The organism is Vallitalea maricola (assembly GCF_036985595.1).
GTDB lineage: Bacteria > Bacillota > Clostridia > Lachnospirales > Vallitaleaceae > Vallitalea > Vallitalea maricola.
In genome coordinates, this window is the sequence record NZ_BTPU01000017.1 from 40,729 (window position 1) to 62,876 (window position 22,148).

At 31.2% G+C, this 22,148-nt stretch carries 17 protein-coding genes and 2 riboswitches; of the genes, 16 read left to right on the forward strand and 1 reads right to left on the reverse strand.

Features of this window, described 5'->3' with window-relative positions; translation table 11 throughout:
• The first annotated feature begins 65 nt into the window (after nt 1-65).
• Nucleotides 66-166, forward strand: a riboswitch (glycine riboswitch).
• Nucleotides 167-169: 3 nt separating this feature from the next.
• Nucleotides 170-244, forward strand: a riboswitch (glycine riboswitch).
• 389 nt (nt 245-633) lie between these two features.
• The 14 genes from gcvT to AACQ14_RS05725 all read left to right on the forward strand — a co-directional run bounded on the left by gcvT (nt 634) and on the right by AACQ14_RS05725 (nt 18,777).
• Nucleotides 634-1,740 (forward strand): glycine cleavage system aminomethyltransferase GcvT, encoded by a 1,107-nt coding sequence (gene gcvT / locus AACQ14_RS05660; protein ID WP_339362606.1) that lies wholly within the window; start codon nt 634-636, stop codon nt 1,738-1,740.
• A 71-nt stretch (nt 1,741-1,811) separates the two neighbouring features.
• Complete coding sequence (gene gcvH / locus AACQ14_RS05665) at nt 1,812-2,189, forward strand: glycine cleavage system protein GcvH (RefSeq protein WP_339362607.1); 378 nt, start codon at nt 1,812-1,814, stop codon at nt 2,187-2,189.
• 29 nt (nt 2,190-2,218) lie between these two features.
• The gene (gene gcvPA / locus AACQ14_RS05670) at nt 2,219-3,559 is read left to right on the forward strand and encodes an aminomethyl-transferring glycine dehydrogenase subunit GcvPA (protein WP_339362608.1); all 1,341 of its coding nucleotides are present in this window, start codon (nt 2,219-2,221) and stop codon (nt 3,557-3,559) included.
• A complete protein-coding gene (gene gcvPB, locus AACQ14_RS05675) occupies nt 3,560-5,014 on the forward strand; it encodes an aminomethyl-transferring glycine dehydrogenase subunit GcvPB (RefSeq protein ID WP_339362609.1) in 1,455 nt (484 codons plus the stop codon). It abuts the gene before it with no gap.
• 24 nt (nt 5,015-5,038) lie between these two features.
• Nucleotides 5,039-6,433 carry a dihydrolipoyl dehydrogenase gene (lpdA, locus tag AACQ14_RS05680; RefSeq protein ID WP_339362610.1) on the forward strand — a complete coding sequence of 465 codons (1,395 nt, stop codon included), beginning with the start codon at nt 5,039-5,041 and terminating at the stop codon, nt 6,431-6,433.
• A 455-nt stretch (nt 6,434-6,888) separates the two neighbouring features.
• Nucleotides 6,889-7,350, forward strand: a complete 462-nt coding sequence (locus AACQ14_RS05685) for an Lrp/AsnC family transcriptional regulator (protein ID WP_339362611.1) — start codon at nt 6,889-6,891, stop codon at nt 7,348-7,350.
• A gap of 105 nt (nt 7,351-7,455) precedes the next feature.
• Entirely contained in the window at nt 7,456-8,574 is a 1,119-nt protein-coding gene (gene ald, locus AACQ14_RS05690) for an alanine dehydrogenase (protein ID WP_339362612.1), read from the forward strand.
• Nucleotides 8,575-8,828: 254 nt separating this feature from the next.
• Nucleotides 8,829-9,395: a GNAT family N-acetyltransferase gene (locus AACQ14_RS05695; protein ID WP_339362613.1), complete on the forward strand. Its 567-nt coding sequence runs from the start codon at nt 8,829-8,831 to the stop codon at nt 9,393-9,395.
• A gap of 103 nt (nt 9,396-9,498) precedes the next feature.
• Nucleotides 9,499-10,116: a lactate utilization protein gene (locus AACQ14_RS05700; protein WP_339362614.1), complete on the forward strand. Its 618-nt coding sequence runs from the start codon at nt 9,499-9,501 to the stop codon at nt 10,114-10,116.
• A 207-nt stretch (nt 10,117-10,323) separates the two neighbouring features.
• Entirely contained in the window at nt 10,324-11,634 is a 1,311-nt protein-coding gene (xylA, locus tag AACQ14_RS05705; protein WP_339362615.1) for a xylose isomerase, read from the forward strand.
• A gap of 177 nt (nt 11,635-11,811) precedes the next feature.
• Entirely contained in the window at nt 11,812-12,990 is a 1,179-nt protein-coding gene (locus tag AACQ14_RS05710) for an ROK family transcriptional regulator (protein ID WP_339362616.1), read from the forward strand.
• Nucleotides 12,991-13,025: 35 nt separating this feature from the next.
• Nucleotides 13,026-14,510: a xylulokinase gene (xylB, locus tag AACQ14_RS05715; protein ID WP_339362617.1), complete on the forward strand. Its 1,485-nt coding sequence runs from the start codon at nt 13,026-13,028 to the stop codon at nt 14,508-14,510.
• 476 nt (nt 14,511-14,986) lie between these two features.
• Nucleotides 14,987-15,793: a hypothetical protein gene (locus AACQ14_RS05720; RefSeq protein WP_339362618.1), complete on the forward strand. Its 807-nt coding sequence runs from the start codon at nt 14,987-14,989 to the stop codon at nt 15,791-15,793.
• Nucleotides 15,794-16,101: 308 nt separating this feature from the next.
• Nucleotides 16,102-18,777, forward strand: coding sequence for a discoidin domain-containing protein (locus AACQ14_RS05725; protein ID WP_339362619.1), 2,676 nt, complete (start codon nt 16,102-16,104; stop codon nt 18,775-18,777).
• Nucleotides 18,778-18,858: 81 nt separating this feature from the next.
• Here the strand turns inward: AACQ14_RS05725 and AACQ14_RS05730 are convergent, their stop codons facing one another.
• Nucleotides 18,859-19,059, reverse strand: coding sequence for a hypothetical protein (locus tag AACQ14_RS05730; RefSeq protein ID WP_339362620.1), 201 nt, complete (start codon nt 19,057-19,059; stop codon nt 18,859-18,861).
• Nucleotides 19,060-19,447: 388 nt separating this feature from the next.
• Here AACQ14_RS05730 and AACQ14_RS05735 point away from each other — a divergent pair, with 388 nt between their 5' ends.
• Together AACQ14_RS05735 and AACQ14_RS05740 are read left to right on the forward strand one after the other, a co-directional pair.
• Nucleotides 19,448-20,785 carry a glycosyltransferase family 2 protein gene (locus AACQ14_RS05735; RefSeq protein WP_339362622.1) on the forward strand — a complete coding sequence of 446 codons (1,338 nt, stop codon included), beginning with the start codon at nt 19,448-19,450 and terminating at the stop codon, nt 20,783-20,785.
• 43 nt (nt 20,786-20,828) lie between these two features.
• Complete coding sequence (locus AACQ14_RS05740; RefSeq protein WP_339362623.1) at nt 20,829-21,914, forward strand: acyltransferase; 1,086 nt, start codon at nt 20,829-20,831, stop codon at nt 21,912-21,914.
• The last annotated feature ends 234 nt before the right edge of the window (nt 21,915-22,148 follow it).

Consider the following 22,148-nt stretch of genomic DNA (forward strand, 5'->3'; position numbering starts at 1 on the left):
AAACTCATTAACATATATATTAGTATATAATATGATTAAAAGAATAATTAAATAATGAATCCTATGGGAAAATTGCGAGAGATACCTATTTAAGGAGCCGAAGAAGCAACATAGAAATAGCCATATTTCTATAGAATCTTTCAGGCAAAAGGATCGTAATTGGATGGGAATTCTGGAAAGCTTTTTGAAAGCACCGAAGGAGCAATATCTTAATGATAGAATCTCTCAGGTAAAAATACAGGATAAGAGGCATTTACATTAAAATGCTCTCTTATCCTTTTTTATATTTAATTATACTATCCAATAATGCTTAAAAGGTATGGCTAGATTACCGAGCGAAGATAGTATAGGGGAATATGGAGCAGTGAGCCAGGACGGCGAACTCAGCTTTTTAAACATGGACGTTTAATTAGCTGACGAAATATTCCCCTATACTATCTGAACGACTGTTATGCTATATGGTTTTTAAATCATAATACTAATATATTCTATATAAGTCCAATTAAATAATTGTTATATAGCGGCAATTATTTATATCTATTAGACTTATGAAATCAAGAAAAATATATTGAGCTTATTTAAATTGGGTGTATAGATGCTTAAGTTCAATATATAGATTAGGGAGGTTTACATATGGAACAAAGTAAAAGAACAGCTTTATACAATACTCATAAGAAATATAATGGAAATATAGTTGATTTCGCAGGTTTTGAACTTCCATTATATTATGAGAGTATTCTTGAAGAGCATAATGCTGTAAGAAATAATGCAGGGATGTTTGACGTAAGTCATATGGGCGAAGTTACAGTTAAGGGAGAAGAGGCAGAAAAATACATACAGAATCTAGTTACCAACGATATATCAGTTATTACTGATAATGGAGTTATGTATACACTTATGTGCTATGAAAACGGTGGTGTAGTAGATGACTTGTTAGTCTATAAATATAATACCACTGACTACCTCCTTGTCATTAATGCAAGCAATATTGAAAAAGACTACAATTGGATGGTAGAGCAAAAAGGTTCATTTGATGTTGATTTAGAAAATATTAGCGATGATGTAGCAGAAGTTGCACTACAAGGACCAAAAGCACAAGAAATACTCCAAAAATTGACAGACACTGATTTACAGGCAATCACATTTTTTAGATTCAATGAGAACGTGTTAGTCAATAATAACAAATGTATTGTATCAAGAACAGGATATACAGGAGAAGATGGTTTTGAAATATATACTTCTCTAGACAATATAGTCAATATATGGGAAGCAATAATGGAAGCTGGTAAAGATGAAGGATTAAAACCTGCTGGGTTAGGTTGCAGGGATACACTTAGATTCGAGGTTGCATTACCTTTATATGGAAATGAAATAGATAAAGACATAACTCCATTAGAAGCATCTTTAGGATATTTTGTAAAATTAGATACAGATTTTATAGGTAAAGATGTGTTGATTAAACAAAAAGAGCAAGGACTATCAAGAAAACTTGTGGGTATTGAATTACTTGGAAAAGGTATAGCTAGACATGGTTATGATATTTTATCACCTGAAGGAGATAAGATAGGGGTTGTTACTACAGGTTATCAATCACCATCAGTAGGTAAAACTGTAGCTCTTGGTTTAATTGATATAGATTATACAAAAATGGGTACAGATGTAAGTGTTAAGATCAGGAAAAAACAAGTACCAGCTAAGGTAGTAAGCAAAAAATTCTACAAGAAAAATTATTCCAAATAGTTAACAAAAGAGGCTATGCCTTGTTTATATCTACACTAAATAATATAAAATAAATTTAGGAGGAATTAACAATGAAAATTATGGAAGATTATTATTACACTAAAAATCATGAATGGGTTAAAGTAGATGGGAATACTGCAATAATAGGTGTGTCAGATTACGCACAACATGCTATGGGTCAAATAGTTTATGTGGAATTACCAGAAGTAGATGATGAATTCGCTAAGGAAGATGCATTTAGTGTTGTAGAATCAGTAAAAGCTGCATCAGACATATATATGCCTGTTGGAGGTACAATAGTAGAGGTTAATGAAGATTTGGATGATGAGCCAGAATTAATTAATACTGACCCATATACTAATTATATCTGTAAGATTGAATTAGCTGATGAAAATGAAATAGAAGATCTTATGAATGCAAAAGAATACGAAGAGTTCTGCGATAAATAAAAATTAATATGTAAGGAGGTAGGTAGCTTATGTTTCCATATTTACCACATACAGAAGAAGATATAAAGAGTATGTTAGAAGTTATAGGGGTAGAGAGCATAGATGCTTTATTTGATGATGTTCCTGAGAAAATAAGGTTAAAGGAATTATTGAAGATTAATAAACCAATGAGTGAATTAGAAGTAAGTCAGTACATGAAAAAGTTTGCTGACAGTAATAAAGGAGTAGATGATTTGGTATGTTTCTTAGGAGCAGGAGCATATGACCATTATATACCATCTATTATAAAACATATAACTTCACGTTCTGAATTCTATACTGCTTACACTCCATACCAGCCTGAAATCAGTCAAGGTACATTACAGGCTATATTTGAATATCAAAGCATGATATGCGAATTGACAGGTATGGATGTAGCCAATGCTTCATTATATGACGGTTCTACTGCTACAGCAGAGGGAGCACTTATGGCATGTGGAGCCACAAGAAGAAATAAAATTGCTGTTTCTAGGACTGTAAGTCCAGGTACAAGAAAAGTTTTAGAGACTTATACAAAATATAAGGGAATAGAACTTATTGAAATAGAAGAAAATGATGGCGTTACTGATATAGATGATTTAAGAAATAAGATGAATAAAGATGTTGCAGGAGTAATTGTTCAAAATCCTAATTTCTTTGGAATTATAGAAGATATGAGTGAAGTAGAAAAAATTACCCATGATTCAAAAGGACTGTTAATGATTAATGCAGACCCAATATCACTGGCTATTCTAAAAACTCCAGGTGAATATGGTGCTGATATAGTTATTGGTGAAGGGCAAAGTCTAGGTAATCCACTTAATTTTGGAGGTCCATATCTAGGATTTATTTCCTGTACTAAAAAATTGATGAGAAAACTTCCAGGCAGGATAGTAGGTCAGGCAGAAGATGTAAATGGAAAAAGAGGTTTTGTGTTGACTCTACAAGCTAGAGAACAACATATAAGACGTGATAAAGCAACTTCCAATATTACATCCAACCAAGGTCTTAACGCTCTTACTGCGGCGATATATCTTAGTACTCTTGGTAAAGAAGGATTAAAAGAAGTAGCTTACAATTGTCTTAAAAAAGCTCATTATGCTGCTGAACTAATAGGTAAGTCCAGTAAATACGAACTCAGGTTCAATAAACCATTTTTCATGGAGTTTGTGGTTAAGAGCAGTATAAAACCTGAAAAAATTAACAAAGAGCTTCTACATAACAATATTCTTGGAGGTTATGAATTAGGAGGGGATTACAGTAATTATAATGATGATATACTCCTATGTGTAACTGAGAAAAGAACAAAGAAACAAATAGATGATTTAGTAAACATAATGGAGGGGATGTAAATGATAGAATATGATAAATTGATTTTTGAGGTATCAAAAGATGGTAGAAAAAGTTATAGCCTTCCAGAGTGTGACGTACCTGATATTAACATAGAGGAACTTATTCCAACTGAGTTTCTTAGAAAAGAAGATGCACAGCTGCCACAAGTAAGTGAAGTAGATGTAATACGTCATTTTACGTTGTTATCTAATAAGAATTTTGGTGTAGATACTGGATTCTATCCTCTTGGTTCTTGTACAATGAAATATAATCCTAAGATAAATGAAGATATGGCTTCCCTTGATGGATTCACAAAACTTCATCCTTTACAGCCAGAAAGCACAGTTCAGGGAGCATTAGAACTAATGTATAACCTACAAGAAAGTCTACAAGAGATAACAGGTATGTCAAAAGTTTCTTTACAGCCTGCTGCAGGGGCTCAAGGAGAATTGACAGGACTTATGATAGTTAAGGCATATCATGATTATAATGGTAATCATAATAAGAAAAAAATCATTATCCCAGATTCTGCACATGGTACTAATCCAGCTAGTACTAGCATGGCAGGTTTTACATCTGTTGAAATTAAATCAAATGACAAGGGAATTGTAGATATTCAGGCGCTAAAAGAAGTATTAGATGAAGATGTTGCAGGACTTATGCTTACTAATCCTAATACACTTGGTCTGTTTGAAAAGGATATTCTCACTATATCAGAGCTGGTTCATGAGGTAGGAGGGTTACTATATTATGATGGTGCCAATATGAACGCTAATATGGGAATAACACGCCCTGGGGATATGGGATTCGATATTGTCCATCTTAATCTGCATAAGACATTTTCAGCACCTCATGGAGGAGGAGGACCAGGCAGTGGACCAGTTGGTGTCGTTAAAGAATTAGCTCCATTCCTTCCAAGGCCAATAGTTGAGAAAGAAGGCGACGATTATACTCTTAAAAATGATATAGAAACATCTATAGGAGCAGTTAAAAACTTCTATGGTAATTTTGGAGTGCTTGTAAAAGCTTACACGTATATTCTAACTATGGGTGGAGAAGGCTTGAAACAGGCAAGCAGATTAGCAGTACTTAATGCTAATTATATGAAGGAAAGATTAAAAGTAGATTATATATTGCCAGTTGATGAGGTATGCAAACATGAATTTGTTTTAGGCGGATTAGGAGAAAATGAAGGTCACGTAACAACATTAGATGTTGCCAAGAGACTTATGGATTATGGATATCATCCACCTACAATATATTTTCCCCTTATAATAGATAATGCTTTAATGATAGAACCTACAGAAACTGAAAGCAAGGAAAATATGGATGGTTTTATAGATGCACTTATCAAGATAAAAGAAGAGTCCATTAGTAATGCAGAGGAATTGAAAAAAGCTCCATTTAAAACTTGTATCAGAAGATTTGATGAAGTTACAGCAGCTAGAAAACCAATATTACGCTACACAAAATAATCTTAATAAATGGGAGGTGGATCAATGAAGGATATTATTGTAATAGGTGGTGGACCTGGAGGTTATGTGGCAGCCATAAGAGCCGCTCAGCTTGGCGGGAAAGTTTGTATAATCGAGAAGGATACATTTGGTGGTACTTGTCTTAATAGAGGCTGTATACCTACAAAAGCTCTATATAGAAATGCTGAGATAATAAATACCTTAGGTAGAAGTGAACAATTTGGTATAGACATAGAGAGCTATAAAATTAATTATAAGAGCGTACTAAAAAGGAAAGATGACATAGTAGATAAATTAGTCAGTGGTGTTGAAAAGTTATTGAATGATAACGGTATTTTGATAATAGATGGTACAGGTATAATAAAAGACCAGCAAACTGTAGAAGTTATCAAAACAAACGGTGATACAGTGATTATAGAAGGAAAAAGTATAATAATAGCAACAGGTTCAATGCCTGTAAAACCTCCTATTGATGGAATCTGCGAACCAAATGTCCTTACAACCAAAGAAATATTGGAGTGTGAAGAGATACCAGAAAAATTAGTGATTATAGGCGGTGGCGTTGTTGGTATGGAATTTGCTAGTATTTTCAATGCTTTTGGGTCACAAGTTTCTGTAATAGAGTTTCTGCCTAATATTTTAAGTGGTGTGGATATAGGTATTTCAAAACGTTTTAAATCAATGGCAAAGAGAAAAAATATTGATATCATGAATAATTCAAAAGTCAATAAGATTATTAGTGATGACAATAAACTGCAAGTATGTTACGAAAGCAAAAATAAAGAAAAGATAGTAGAGGCAGATAAGATATTGGTTGCAGTAGGAAGAAAACCTAATCTGGAAAACATAGGTTTAACTGAAATCGGTATTGATTATGATAGTAAGGGTATCAAAGTTGATGGAAATAATGAAACATCTGTAAAAGGAATATATGCTATAGGGGATGTAAACGGTAAGATAATGCTTGCACATGCGGCTTCCTATCAAGGGATTGAAGTAGTCGATCATATAATGGGTGTTGGCTCAGATGAAGAGTCTCAAGTGGTACCAAGCTGTATATTTGTTTTTCCGGAGATTGCTTGTGTAGGTATGACAGAACAACAAGCAAAAGAAGAAAACATTAATGTGAAAATTGGCAAATTCATGTTTTCAGCTAATGGAAAAGCAATGGCTCTAGGAGAAGATGAAGGATTTGTTAAGATTATTGCAAGTGAAGAAGACGATGCAATATTAGGTATGCATATATTAGGACCTCATGCATCTGATTTAATACATGAAGGAGTTTTAGCCATACAAAATGGTTTAAAGACTATGGATGTTATTAAGACAATCCATGCTCATCCAACTCTTGGAGAAGCTATACACGAAGCAGCCTTAGATACTCAAAATAGGGGAATACATATAATGCCAAAGAAATAATGTTAAGCAATAATGAATAAATGCTTTATTAAATAAAAGAAAATACATCTGTATATTAATAATAATTAACAGATGTATTTTTTGACTTTTAATATAATTAGTTTACATATTTGATGTATGTTACTTAGTTAATTTATTATCAATGTAAATATAAATAAGCCAATCAAAAAAATGGAAAAAAATATTAAAGATGAATATTTAAATCACAAAAAATATTACTGAATTAAATCAAAAATATTTAAAAATGGTTTTCCATAGTATATACTGACATTATAAGACATTTCACATATTAATTATTCAGGTATAAATACATATATACAAGAATTATTTTGTTAAGTATCATGACTGAACTTAAAAATTACTAATAGAGTTTGTAATACGTGAATATATTATACTCAGGGAATAGGGTGCAAAAAAGAGTTACTGCCAATATAATTATTAGAAAAGAGGGTTATATGGATTCGATTGATATTAGTATTTTAAGATTATTGCAAAAAAATGCAAGATCCACTGTTTCAGAAATAAGCTCCCAGATCAATTTGTCTATATCAGCTGTAAGTGATAGGCTGAAAAAACTTGAATCCGGAGGTATCATAGATCAATATACAACAATTATCAACCCTAATTATCTGAATAAAAGATTGACAGCAATCATGTTCATTGCTATTGATAGACCTAAGTATACTGATGATTTTATTAACTTTATCAAGGAAACAGATGAAATACTTGATTGTCTGTATATAGCTGGTGAATATGATTATTCATTAAAGATTGTTACTAAGGATACGTTTTCTCTAGAGCAACTATTGAATAAAATAAAAGCAATTGAAGGTATCAAAAAAACTAAAACAAACGTAGTTTTATCTACAGTCAAGAATGCACACTCAATTATTCCATCAATGGAGACGTCAAAATAGAAAATATTTATTAATATCCTGTTGGTAGTATACAGTTGTTAGCTAATACCGATTACAGCTACATACTGTATAATATATATAAATTATTTAAGGAGGAGGAAATTTATGATTATAGGTGTATTAAAAGAAATTAAAAACAATGAAAACAGAGTAGGATTAACTCCTGCAGGTGTAAGTGCTCTAGTAAAAAATGGTCACACTGTATATGTTGAAACTAAGGCAGGGCTTGGCAGTGGTATCACTGATGAAGAATATGTTGAAGCTGGTGGGGTTATAAAAGAAAAGAATACTGATATATTCGATACAGCAGATATCATAGTAAAAGTAAAAGAGCCTTTAGAATGTGAATATGACCTATTCAAAGAAGGTCAAACACTATATACATATCTACATCTTGCTCCTAATGAGCCTCTTACTAAAGCTTTACTTAAGAAAAAAGTTACTGGTATAGCTTATGAAACTGTTGAAGAAAAAGATGGTTCTTTACCATTATTGGTTCCTATGAGCGAAGTAGCAGGAAGAATGTCAACTCAAGTTGGTGCACATTTACTTCAAAAGTATAATGGTGGAATGGGTGTTCTACTTGGTGGTGTTCCAGGAGTTTTACCAGCAGAAGTTGTTATTATAGGTGGAGGAATCGTTGGTACCAATGCAGCAAAAATGGCTTTAGGTCTTGGTGCTAGAGTAACAATACTTGATATCAATGCTCATCGTCTTGCGCAATTAGATGATATATTTGGCGGAAGAGTTTCAACACTTATCTGTAACGATTATAATATCTGTCAAATGGTTAAAAGAGCTGATTTATTAATTGGTGCTGTACTTGTAAAAGGTGCGAAAGCTCCTAAGATAGTAAAAGAAGAAATGGTTAAGACAATGAAGAAAGGTTCTGTTATAGTTGATGTAGCTATTGACCAAGGTGGTTCTATAGAAACTATAGATCATATAACTACTCATGACAATCCATGTTATGAAAGATATGGAGTTATTCATTATAGTGTAGCCAATATGCCAGGAGCTGTTCCAAGAACTTCTACTTATGCTTTAACAGGTGTAACTCTTCCATATCTTGTAAAAATGGCTAATAAAGGTGTGAAAGAAGCTTTACTTGAAGATAAGAGATTATTATTAGGTCTTAATACTTATGATGGAAAGGTAACTTATGATAATGTAGCAACAGGATTAAATCTAGAATATTTTGATCCTGAAACTTTATTGAAATAATAAATCAATAAAAAGGGGCTGTCTCATTATACATTTTTTAGATAATTAATTGCCAGTAAGATAGATATTGATTAGCTGTTTTACTAGGTCATCTTTAATAAAATGTATTGTGAGCAGTTCCTTTTTGTTATAACAGTATTGTCTCTTAACATATTGAAAATTATATAACAAATTTGATATTGATATAATATTTGTTTTTATATCATATTTAATATTAATATGTTATAATTAAATGTAAGGAGGCGAAAGCAGTAATGTATAAAAAACCGTACATAGTAAGTGATAGATTAATACTAAGGTTAGCTGAAAAGGATGACACAGATGAAGTATATGAATATCACTTAAGGAACAAAGATTACTTGGCTCCATTTGAACCGGAACATAATGACAGATATTATACAAGAGAACGCTGGGGAAAATTAAATCAAAGAAGTCTAAAAGATGCTGAAGAAGGTAAAGCTATAAGACTATTCATTTTTAGAAAAGAAGATAATAAAAGAGTTATTGGAGAATTGAATTTTGAGTTTATCATGAAAAAACCTATGTGTTCATGTGAAATTGGATATAGTATGGATGAACATGAACAAGGTAAAGGTTATATGACAGAAGCTGTGAAGTTAGGTACTGATTATGTGTTTAGAGAGCTTAATCTTATGAGAATCAGCGGAGGCTATAGTAAGAGCAATGAAAAAAGCGGTAACGTTATGAGAAAAGTGGGTTTTGTAGGAAATAATTTAATAAAGAATTATATGCTGATTAATGGAAAATGGGAAGATATAATATTTTGTTACTTATATAATAATAATTGGAAGGATAAATAGGAGGCGAATTCTTTTATTAATAATCAGTTGAAGTGTTGTTAATAATTTGATTTCTAAATGAAATGGATGAATTTATAAAATAATGCTTAGGAGGAAGGTTAAAATGGACAATGTAACAAAAGAAGTAATCATTGATAATTATAAGCAAAGAAATATTAAGGCAGAATTTTATAATACAATAGAAGAGACGAACCAAAGAATATTAGAATTAATACCACCAAAATGTTCTGTTGGAGTTGGACATTCCAATACTCTAGAACAAATAGATGTGATTAATCAACTGAGTAATAGAGGAAATGAAGTTATAGATAAGACATCAGCAATAAGTGAAAAACAAATCAAGGAGTTCAAGAAGGAGTCCCTTACTGCAGATTGGTACATATGTGGAAGCAATGCTGTTTCAATGGACGGGCAGATTGTAAATATTGATCATAGTGGTAATAGAGTTGCAGCTCTTATGTACGGACCTGACAATGTAATTCTAGTTATTGGTGTTAACAAAGTAGTTGGTACTCTTGATGAAGCAATAAACAGAGCCAAGAATATAGCTGCTCCCAATAATGCAATAAGAGCAGACTACAAGCCACCTTGTGTTTATTTGAAGAAATGTGTGGATTGTACATCTAGCGAGAGAATATGCAATTACCTTACAATCATACAAGGTCAAAAAGATAAAGATAGATTGAAAGTGTTAATTGTAGATGAGGAATTAGGATATTAGTGAAGGAAATTAAGGTAAATATAGGGGACATATTAACGTTAAAAACGGATTATATGATAGTCCCCTAAAAACTTTTTAATATGGATTGAAAAAGTTTTTTTGATATGCTATAATTTACTTAAATTAAAAAAACAATTCAAATTATATTTTTTTGGGAACTTTTTAAAGTGATTTTAAAAACTATAAGAACATAAAGGAGAAATGAAAATGAGTTATTTCAATGTAGAAAATGTTAAATATGAAGGATCAAAATCTAAGAATCCATTATCATTCAAGTATTATAATAAGGATGAAGTTGTTGCTGGTAAACTAATGAAAGAGCATCTTAGATTTGCTATGAGCTATTGGCATACTCTAGCAGCAAATGGTTCAGATCCATTCGGAGTAGGCACATATGTTAGAGCATGGGATGGGTTAGAAGGAATGGAACTTGCTAAAGAGAGAGCTAAAGCAGGTTTTGAATTAATGCAGATTCTTGGGATGGAGTATTATTGTTTCCATGATGTAGATGTTGCTCCAGAAGGAAAAACTTTACAAGAAACATTGGATAATCTTGATGAAATGGTGGATTACCTAGAAAAACTTCAACAAGAAACAGGTGTAAAATTATTATGGGCTACATCTAACATGTTTAGCCATCCAAGATTCGTACATGGAGCTGCAACTTCATGTAATGCTGATGTATTTGCTTATTGTGCCGCAAAAGTTAAAAAGATGCTTGAGGTAGCAAAACGTCTTGGTGCTGAAAACTATGTTTTCTGGGGTGGACGCGAAGGATACGAAACACTACTCAATACTAACATGGAATTAGAACTTGACAACTTAGCTAGATTCTTAAAAATGGCTGTTGAGTACGCCGAGGAAATAGGATTCACTGGACAATTCTTAATTGAGCCTAAACCAAAAGAACCTACAAAGCATCAATATGATTTTGATACTGCTACAGTACTTGCGTTTTTAAGAAAATATAACTTAGATGGATATTTCAAGATGAACATAGAAGCTAATCACGCAACATTGGCAGGACACACTTTCCAACATGAACTTCATACTTGTCGAATTAATGATGTACTTGGAAGCATTGATGCAAATCAAGGTGATATCCTGCTTGGATGGGATACTGATCAATTCCCAACTAATATCTACGATAGCACTTTAGCTATGTATGAAGTACTTAAAAATGGAGGAATCGCTCCTGGAGGATTGAACTTTGATTCCAAATTAAGAAGAGGTTCATTTGAGTTGGATGATTTATTATACGGTTATATCGCTGGAATGGATAATTTTGCAAAAGGTCTATTAGCAGCAGCTAAACTATTAGAAGAAAACGCTCTTGAAGAATATGTTGATAAGAGATATAAGAGCTATACACAAGGTATTGGAAAAGATATCGTTGATGGAAAAGTTGGTTTGAAAGAGTTAGCAGAATATGCTCTTGAAAATGATCAAATCGTTAATGAATCTGGTCGCCAAGAACTATTAGAAACTATAGTCAATGATTATATCTATAATGCATAAACATATATCTTAATTCTATAAGTATGTTATAATCATATAATAAGATTTAAAGAAGTAAGTATGACTATATTCACTACAGGATAATAAATGTTAATTATACTATTTTGTAGGGGTAGTCATACTTAACTGTTTTTATTAATCATAGCATACAATAAAGATAACAAAGATGGTGATTATATGATATTGCTTAATACAATAAATCAACAAATAATTAAAGAAACCAATAGAGCTAGAATACTGAAGTTGATAAAAGAGAAAAAAGAGATAACAATCAAGGATATTGCAAAAGAATTAGGTACAAGTATTCCCACAGTAATCTCTAATGTCAATGAGTTAATAGAGATAGGTATAATCAAGGAAGGCGGTGTAGCTGAATCTTCGGGAGGCAGGAAACCAGTTCTAATAAGATTTGTACCTGAATCCAGATTAAGTTTTGGAATAAATATATCTCCTAAGAGAATCAGTATAGCCTTAATGAATCTTGATGCAAAGATTTTAGTTGAAAAATCAACAGAATATAATGATTCCTATTCGTTTGACAAGATTTTATCAAGAACAAAGGAAATTATTGAATCCATAATTACAGAAAATGAAATTGATAGAAATAAAATATTAGGTATTGGATTTTCTTTACCGGGAATAGTAGATGAAGAAAATCTAATTTTAGAAAATGCACCAAATATAAATGTAAAAGGATTTGACTTTAGGCCCTATGAGAAGTTTTTTGGGTTCCCTGTATATATTGAAAATGAAGCTAATGTTGCTGCTATAGGTGAATCAGAGCTAGGGATATCTTCGCATTATAACAATATGGTTTTCGTATCAATCACAGAAGGTATCGGTACAGGAATAATTATCCAAAACACACTATATAAAAGTACAAACAAAAGAGCTGGAGAATTTGGACATATGAGAATTACTGATGACCAGATAAAATGTAATTGCGGTCGTACTGGCTGTTGGGAAATGTATGCTTCAGAAACAGCTTTATTAAAAAGATATAATGATAAGTCAACTACAAAAGTTAGTACAGTAAGTGAACTTATCTCAAAAATCGAAGAAAAAGACATTATAGCATGTGAAGTTTTTAATGATTACATCAGATATTTGGCTGTGGGTATAGAAAATATTATACTTACTCTGTCTCCAGAAAAGATAATCATTGGAGGAAAAATCAGCAAGTATCATAAGTTATATGAAAAGAACTTGGTAGAGTATATTAATAGAGAAAGTATATTATATCCTATTGAAGAATCTATAATTGGTTATTCAATATTAAAAGGACGTGCATCAATACTTGGAGCTGGTTTATTGCCAGTCTATCAATTAATCAGGACAGGAGCTACAACGTTATAAATAAGATTATCAAAACAATAGAGGAGTGATTTATAATGTTTTTAGGCATAGACCTTGGGACATCTTCGGTTAAACTTATTGCTGTTGATGAAAATGGGCATATATTAGGTGAAAGCGTAAGAGATTACCCTATATATTATCCAGAATTAAATTATGCAGAACAAAATCCAGAAGATTGGTGGTCTGCTACAAAAGAAGCACTGAAAGAAATTGTTGATAAGATAGATGTTGAAGTAGATGAAATAGAGTCCATAGGTCTTAGCGGACAGATGCATGGGCTTGTTATATTAGATGAAAATGATAATGTTCTCAGACCTGCACTATTATGGTGTGACCAAAGAACCAAAGAAGAATGTGACGAGATAACGGAACACTTTGGAAAAGATAAATTAAGAGACTTGACAGCTAACAAAGCCTTAACAGGATTTACAGCCCCTAAAATCCTATGGGTCAAGAAAAATGAACCTGAAATATTCAATAAAATAAATAAGATCATGTTACCAAAAGATTATATAAATTATAAACTTACAGGAAATTTCTCAACTGATGTCTCAGATGCATCAGGTATGCTACTAGTAGACGTAAAAAATCGAACATGGTCAAAAGAAGTTCTTGATTTCTTAAATATCAAGGAAGAAATGCTGCCAAAACTATACGAATCATCTGATAGCGTAGGTAATTTAAAAGACGACCTAAAAAAAGAAATAGGTATCACTTCAGATATAGTCGTAGCCGCTGGTGCTGGTGACCAAGCAGCAGGAGCAGTAGGAACTGGAGTTGTAGAAGAAGGTACAATCTCAGTGGCATTAGGTACCTCAGGAGTTGTCTTTGCAGCCCACGATAAGTTTGCTGTTGACGATGAAGCTAGAGTACATTCATTTTGTCACGCCAATAACAAATATCACAGCATGGGAGTTATGCTTTCCGCAGCTTCATGCCTAAAATGGTGGGTAGAAGAAGTTAACAAAAATATATCCTTTGACGAATTATTAAAAGAAGCTAGTGAAATAGAACCAGGAAGCAATGGACTTATATTTCTACCATATCTAATGGGAGAAAGAACCCCTTATCCTGACCCAGACGCGAGAGGATGCTTTATCGGTCTCACCATCACACATACAAGAGCACATATGACAAGAGCTATACTAGAAGGTGTATCCTTCGGACTAAGAGATTCCCTTGAAATACTTAAAGAACTAGGTGTACCAATTAAAGAAGTCCGAGTATCAGGGGGAGGAGCCAAAAGTGATCTATGGCGACAAATATTAGCCGATATCTTTGATTGCAATATCAATACCATTAACACCAATCAAGGACCTGCCTTAGGAGGTGCTATACTAGGATGTGTAGCAACAGGCAAATACGATACTGTTGAACAAGTATGCAACAAATTAATTAAAGTCACCAATACAATAAAACCTATAAAAGAAAATGTTAAGCAGTACAACAAAACATATGAAATTTACCATGAACTGTACAGTACCCTAAAAAATACTTTTAATAAATTAAGCAAAATATAGTCTTTAGGATTACTGTTTAAGCTCTAGGATACTTGTTAGATAATTCTCTAAGAGGAATCCTAGAGCTTTATATTATATTTTTTTTGGATTTTATTAATCCTAATATAAAAACAAGTAATAGCCCAACAGTTATATAATAAAGAAGAAAAAGTTTTTGAGATTATATTGACGAATACTTAAAGCAAAATAGTATATGTATATGTGGAGTAGTGAGGCAGGACGCCGAACCCAGCTTTTGCAGGACGAGCAAGTAGCTGGCGAAACATATACATATACTATTTTGCAATAACCAAGTCAGAACAAAACACTCTTTCTGACTTACTTGCACTAATATATCTTACATCCAATTTTTTAATTGACTTCCCATTAACAAAGGAGTAAAATTACTATAATTATGTAATTTATGATATTACATGAAATACATAATAAATTACATATATATTGACTAAAATATAAATAAGGCAAGGAGGTATTCAATGAAATTTCTAAATAGATTAGAAAGAAAACTAGGTAGATTTGCAATAAGAAATCTAATGTTATATATAGTATTATGTAATGCTTTTGTTTATATCTTTATGAGGTTTTCTCCTATACAAACCACATTAAACTTAGCACTAATACCACAATTAATAAAACAAGGTGAAATCTGGAGACTAGTTACTTTTGTATTCTTTCCACCTACCACCAGCATGTTCTTCTTAGTATTCGTATTATACTTTTACTATATGATTGGCAGTACCCTAGAACATGAATGGGGAAGCTTCAAGTTTAATATCTATTATTTATTAGGAATCATAGGAGCTATAGTAGGAGCCTTCATAACAAATATACCAGTGGTTAGTTCCTTCTATATTAATTTATCATTGTTCTTAGCATTTGCTAGACTCTATCCAGATTACCAAGTATTATTATTCTTTATTATACCAGTAAAGATGAAATGGTTGGCATGGTTAGATTGGGCATATTTCGCTTATATAATATTAATGGGTAATTCTTCAGCCAGATTAGCAGCTATAATGGCACTAATTAATTTCTTTATATTCTTTGGAAAAGAAATAATTACTGGAACAAGAAATACCACAACCAGTTATTATAGAAAAAAACAATATAATGCAGGATTAAATAGTAATAAAAAAGCGTATGTTCATAAATGTACTGTTTGTGGAAGAACTGAACTTGATGACAAAAACTTAGAATTCAGATATTGTTCAAAATGCCATGGCTATCATGAATATTGCATGGACCACCTTCATGATCATGAGCATATCAAAGAAGATAATTAATTTAAAATAATATATATTATTGAAATAATATAAAGATAAAAAACATAGAATAAAAATATCCAATTAAATCTTGGAGTTTTTATTCTTTTTTTGTCTGTTTCTATAAATTTACTTTCTTAATGTAATATATTTCCTTATTTAACTAAATATAATATTGTTTGCTGTTTGTATACTTGTGCAATAAGTTGGTTTTATGGTATATTATAAGTGAATATGTGTAATATTATACTTGTATTAACATATTTTATTTAAAAAGAGTTGTATTTGTTTGGTGTCTACAATTCTTAAGATAAAAAGGAGGAGCACATATGTTAAAAAAAGTATTCAGTAAATCATTTGCTACAATTTTAATTGCTGCCATGATGGCAACTATGGTATTTAATCCTATTAAATCTACAGCACAGGGTATACCATCAATTACGGTATCTAAGACTAATGTTACACTAAACAGTTCACTAGAAGTTACAATAGAAAATGGAAGCCTTAGAGATGATGCGTGGGTTGGATTATATGAGATTGACGTAACACCAGATGGTGACCCAACATCAATTTGGTGGAAGTATTTATCTGAGGTAGGCGTTAATAATGGTAATGGAACATTTACATTAGATTTATCCAGTATAGGCAGTGACAGATTCAGACCTTCTGCTAGGTATAAACTTGTTCTATTCAATGATGACATAGGAGGATATCCTATAGATGCAAGTGTGAATTTCAACCTAGTAGATGATATCAGAGAAGGTGTTGGAGATTTAGAAGTACTAGTAGTGAGTGATGTACATATTGGAGATTCTATAGCAAAAGAAAAATTCAAGAAAGTATTAACTAGATCAGAGGAACTATTGACCAATATGGATGGAATACTTATAGCTGGCGACTTTACAAATGCTGGTGATAGTGGCGAATACGATAATTTTATGGAAGTTTATAATCAGTATGCTCCTCAAAATGCTTTAAGATTATGGGTAATGGGTAACCATGATTATTGGAATGGCTTATTACCTGTTCATGCACAAGATAGATTTGAAAGCAAAACAGGTGAGAAAATACATTCTCATAAAATATTAGAGGGATATCATTTTATACAAGTAAGCACAGAAGGTAGAGAAACACATGGTAAATTCACCGATTCATTGAAATTTTGGTTAAAAGAACAACTGGAAATATCTGCTAATGATGACCCATCAAAACCTATTTTTGTTACAGTACATCAGCATATATCTAATACTGTATATGGAAGCCATGAATGGGGAAATCCTGCGTTATATGATGTATTAGACGATTATCCACAGGTAATAACTTTTTCAGGTCATTCCCATTATGCAATAGATGATGAAAGGTCAATTCATCAAAGAGATTTTACTTCAGTAGGTACAGCTTCTACAAACTATATGGAATTAGAAGGAGGAAAAATCCAAGGGAGTGTACCACCTGGCGGTAAAGAATTCAGCGAGGGATTGTTATTGAATGTTAATAAAGATACAAATAAAGTAACCTTGAAACGTATGGACTTTTATAATGATAGAGTTATAAAAGATGATTGGATAATTGAATATCCATCTGATAAAACAAAATATATATACACAGATGATCGTGTAGATAGAAGTGAGAATCCATACTTTGAAGATGTAGCCCAACTTGAGCTCAATTATATACAGCCAGATACTGTAAGAATTACATTTGATCAGGCTAAAGATGAAGATATGGTTCATTCCTATAAAATTCAAGCAGTGAATAAATCAAATGGTAATCTTGAGAAAGAGGTTTTAGCTTTTTCAGAATTTTATAATTATCCAATGCCAGATAAACTATCATTTGATATAGATGGATTATCTAGCAATGTTGAACATGAAATCATAGTTACAGCATTAGATTCATTTGGTAAAGAAAGTGTAGAGCCTTTAAAAGGAATAGCTGTAAGACCAACTCTAACTTTATCAGAAAGTGCAGTAAATATTAACGGAACAATAGAAGTTACATTAAATAATGGAAGAAAAACTCCAGGTAATGAAGACTGGATAGGATTATATGAAGAAAATGAAACTCCAGATGGTGATCCAAGTTCAATATGGTGGAGGACATTACCACAATTAGGTATTACAAGTGATAATGGTACATTCACTTTTGACCCAGTCAATATTCCATCTGATAAAAGAAGTAGATATTACAGCGGACAAAGATACAAGTTTATTTTTGCATACGATGATACGTATGATATTCAAGCAAGCGGTAATTTTGATATAACACCTGCTACGCTATCCCTTTCAAAAGATACATTTGCATTAGATGAAACAATTGAAATAACAATCACTGAGAGCAATAATCCAACACATACAGATGATTGGATAGGATTATATGAAGAAAGTGAGACTCCAGATGGTAACCCAGCGTCAATTTGGTGGGCAAAATTACCTGACCTAGGAATTACAGAAGGAGAAGGAACATTTACTTTTGACCCAAAAGATATCGTTGTAGATTATAAAGACAGATATAGGGCTAACAAAAGATATAAATTTATTTTAGCATATGATGATACGTATAGGATTGAAGCAAGTGATTATTTTACTACTACAGCCCCTATACAACAAAATTTAGCTCTTGATAATCATTGCAGTGCTAGTAGTGAACAAAATATTTTCCATAAAAATTATCCTTGTAAAGCCAATGATGGAAATATGTCTACTAGATGGTGTGCCAGCAATGGTGATAATAATCATTGGTGGAAAGTAGATTTGGGAGATAACCATAATATTGCTAAAACACAAGTTGTATGGGAATATGGCGGAAAAGTATATAAATATAAAATAGATGTATCTACTAATGACAGTGATTGGGTCAATGTAGTAGATAAAATCAACAATACTTCAAATATCCAAATACAGGAAGATAATTTTACAGTAAATGCAAGATACGTTCGTATAACTGTTACAGGATTAGAAGATGGTTGCTGGGCTAGTATCAAAGAATTTAAGATTTTTGAGTAATGTAATTGAATAGCTCTATAGGAAAAATAGTTCTGATAAAACAGAACTATTTTTTTTACAGGATGATTCATATAAAATTAATTAGTAGCAACAATGATGTTTTTTTCTAGGTTTACGTTTTTTGCATATACAATAGCATTTACATATATACTCTTCATATTTTGGTTTACGATGGCAACATTTTTTACCCCAATCATAATCATCATCACAATCGTAATCATAATCGTAATCATAATCGTAGTCATAGTCGCAATCATAATCATATTTACTATAACGTTTCATGTCAAACCTCCTTTAGAGCTTGTTCTACTATAATATATGCTTGTACCATTAATATGGTTACACCTTGTCCAAAAAAAAATAAAATAATAATTATATAAGAAAAACTATATGTCAATTTTAAAAATATAGTGATAAAATTATATGAAGTATAAAAAAATAATTTTTTAACTAATAATAATACATAAAATTGAATGGATATAATCGTTAAATTTGTAACATATAACAATAAAATTATTAAATTTTTACATTATATAATAATATAAAGAAATTGACAAAAAAGTGAAAATGATTATAATTTTTATATATTAGTGTATTACTAATAGCAATATAAAAAATATATTTGCTTTGATTATAGTAATATCAAATAATAAATTAAAGAGGTGATAGAGTGACAATATTTGCCACGATTATATTTTGCATATATGTAATTTTTCAAATATTGTATTTCATTATACCAATACAAACTATGTGGAATAATAAAAAATCAAAAGAGGAAAGAAAAGAAAATAAAGAACAAGGAATCTCTATATTAATACCTGCATACAATGAGGAATTAGTAATTAAGAATTGTATTGATGCAGTATTTAATTTAGAGTACAGTAATTATGAGACACTTATAATAAATGACGGTTCTTCTGATAATACTTTGCAGATTCTATGTACATATCTTGATTTAGAAGTAACCGAAAGAGCTAAATCTAATCGATTATCACATAAATTAATTCATAATGTTTTACAATCAAAAAAGTATCCAAATATATATGTAATAGATAAAGAAAATGGTGGAAAAGCAGATTCTTTAAACGCTGGAATTGAGTATGCACATAATGAAATTTTAATATCCATTGATGCAGACAGCATGTTAAAAAAAGACTCCCTAAATTATATTAACAATGAATTTCAAGATGAAAGTGTTATAGCAGCAGGTGGCACAGTTCATATTGCTCAAGGAATCAAAAAAGAAAAAGGGAAAATATTACCTGATTTTGGCATTAAGCCTCTTATTAGGTGCCAAGTCCTACAATATTTAGACAGTTTTTTTATAAGGAAAATAACTCAAGCTAAATTTGGATCGATGATAGTTATTGCTGGTGCTTTTGGAGCGTTTAGGAAAAGTATCTTACTCCAGATTGATGGATATAGGAGTACAGTAGGGGAAGATATGGATATAACTCTAAAATTACAGAAATATATTAATAAGAGTACAAAAAAACTCCGTTTATTATACATTCCAGAAGCAATTTGTTATACTGAATGCCCGGCTAATTTAAGAGGTCTATATAAACAGAGATTAAGATGGCAAAGAGCATTTATTGATTGCGTAGTGGAATATTGGGATTTACTATTCAAGGGTTTTAATAGAATAGTTTCTTATTATTTTTTACTGGACTCATTCATCATAGGAACTTTAACTGCTTTTTCAACGATTTTTATAGCCTTTGATATGGCAATACAGGGAATCAATACTTATATGCTAGTCATTCTTTTTATGATATCAACGTTTATTGCCATTTCACAAGATATATTATGCTTAACAGTAAGTGCCCACTATGGTTTTGTATACTCAAAGGTGGATTATGTTAAGATAATATTATTTTTACCATTTGAGGTTTTGATTTATCGACCATTAGGAATGGTATTTACAATAATTGGTACTATTTCATATTTCTTCAATGATCATCATTGGGGTAGTGCTGATAGGATTGGAGAATTTTCAATATCATAATTGTGAGCTATTTTATTACTATAATTTTAGAGAGGAAGATTATTTGAATAAGCAACAGGTGGAAAATAGAATTCTGTATTTGGATATATTACGTGTTTTAGCTATATTTGCAGTTATTGCAATTCATGTAACGGCAATGGATATAATCAAAGTGGAGGATATTGGAACTTTTGAGTGGTGGGTATCAAATATATTCAATTCATTTTCTAGATGGGGTGTACCAGTATTTTTTATGATAAGTGGAGTTCTATTACTGAACCCTAAAAACAATGAAAGTACATCAGAATTTCTTAAGAAAAGAATAGGAAAGATAGGTATTCCATTAATCATATGGTCTGTTATATATTCAGTTGCCAAACATTATTTTATAGAAATGGACAAGCCCGAAATTATTACATATCCTAAAATATTATTGACTGATATAATTTTTGATAGAGCATATTATCATCTTTGGTTTATATATGTTATTATAACTATTTACTTGATTACTCCATTTCTGAGAAAGATTATAAAACATTCTAATATCAAAGAAATTAGATATCTGCTAATTTTGTGGTTTATATCAACTATAGGGAGTTATACATATCACAGTATATATACTTGTATCCTACATGAAAAATCTTCATATATAAGGATATTAGATATACCTTTGGTTGGTGGATTTATAGGTTACTTTGTTCTTGGTTACTATCTTAATAAAATTGAGATAACTAAAAAAATAAGGGGAATAATTTATTTTATTGCTGGAACAAGTTTTATACTTATCCCCATACTAATATATTCTACTAGTATCGGAAATACTAAACTCAACGAACAATTTTACAACCACTTTATGATTACAACTTTTTTCATTACCATAGGAGTGTTTGTTTTCTTTAGATATAAGAACTTTGATAATATAATACCAGTCAATATGAAGAAACTAATTGTTTCAATGAGTAATGCAACATTCGGCATTTACTTAGTACATATGCTGGTTCTAGGTAATATTGTTAATGATATCATCCCTAAAGAAATAAATGCAATCATCAGAATAATAGCAAGAGTTATACTAACATATATAATCAGCTATTTAATAGTTATGTTAGGGAGATTAAATAAATATTTAAAGAAATATTTATTCCCATAATAATAGATATTTCTAGTTATGAATTTAATTTTATTAGAAGTAAGTCAGAAAAAATGTTTTGTTCTGACTTGGTTATTGCAAAACAGTATATGTATATGTTACGCCAGCTACTTGCTCGTCCTGAGCAAAAAGCTGGGTTCGGCGTCCTGCCTCACTACTCCACATATACATATCACGAAATAATCATCAATATAATCACAAAACACTTTTTCTTCTAAGCTACATAACCGATTG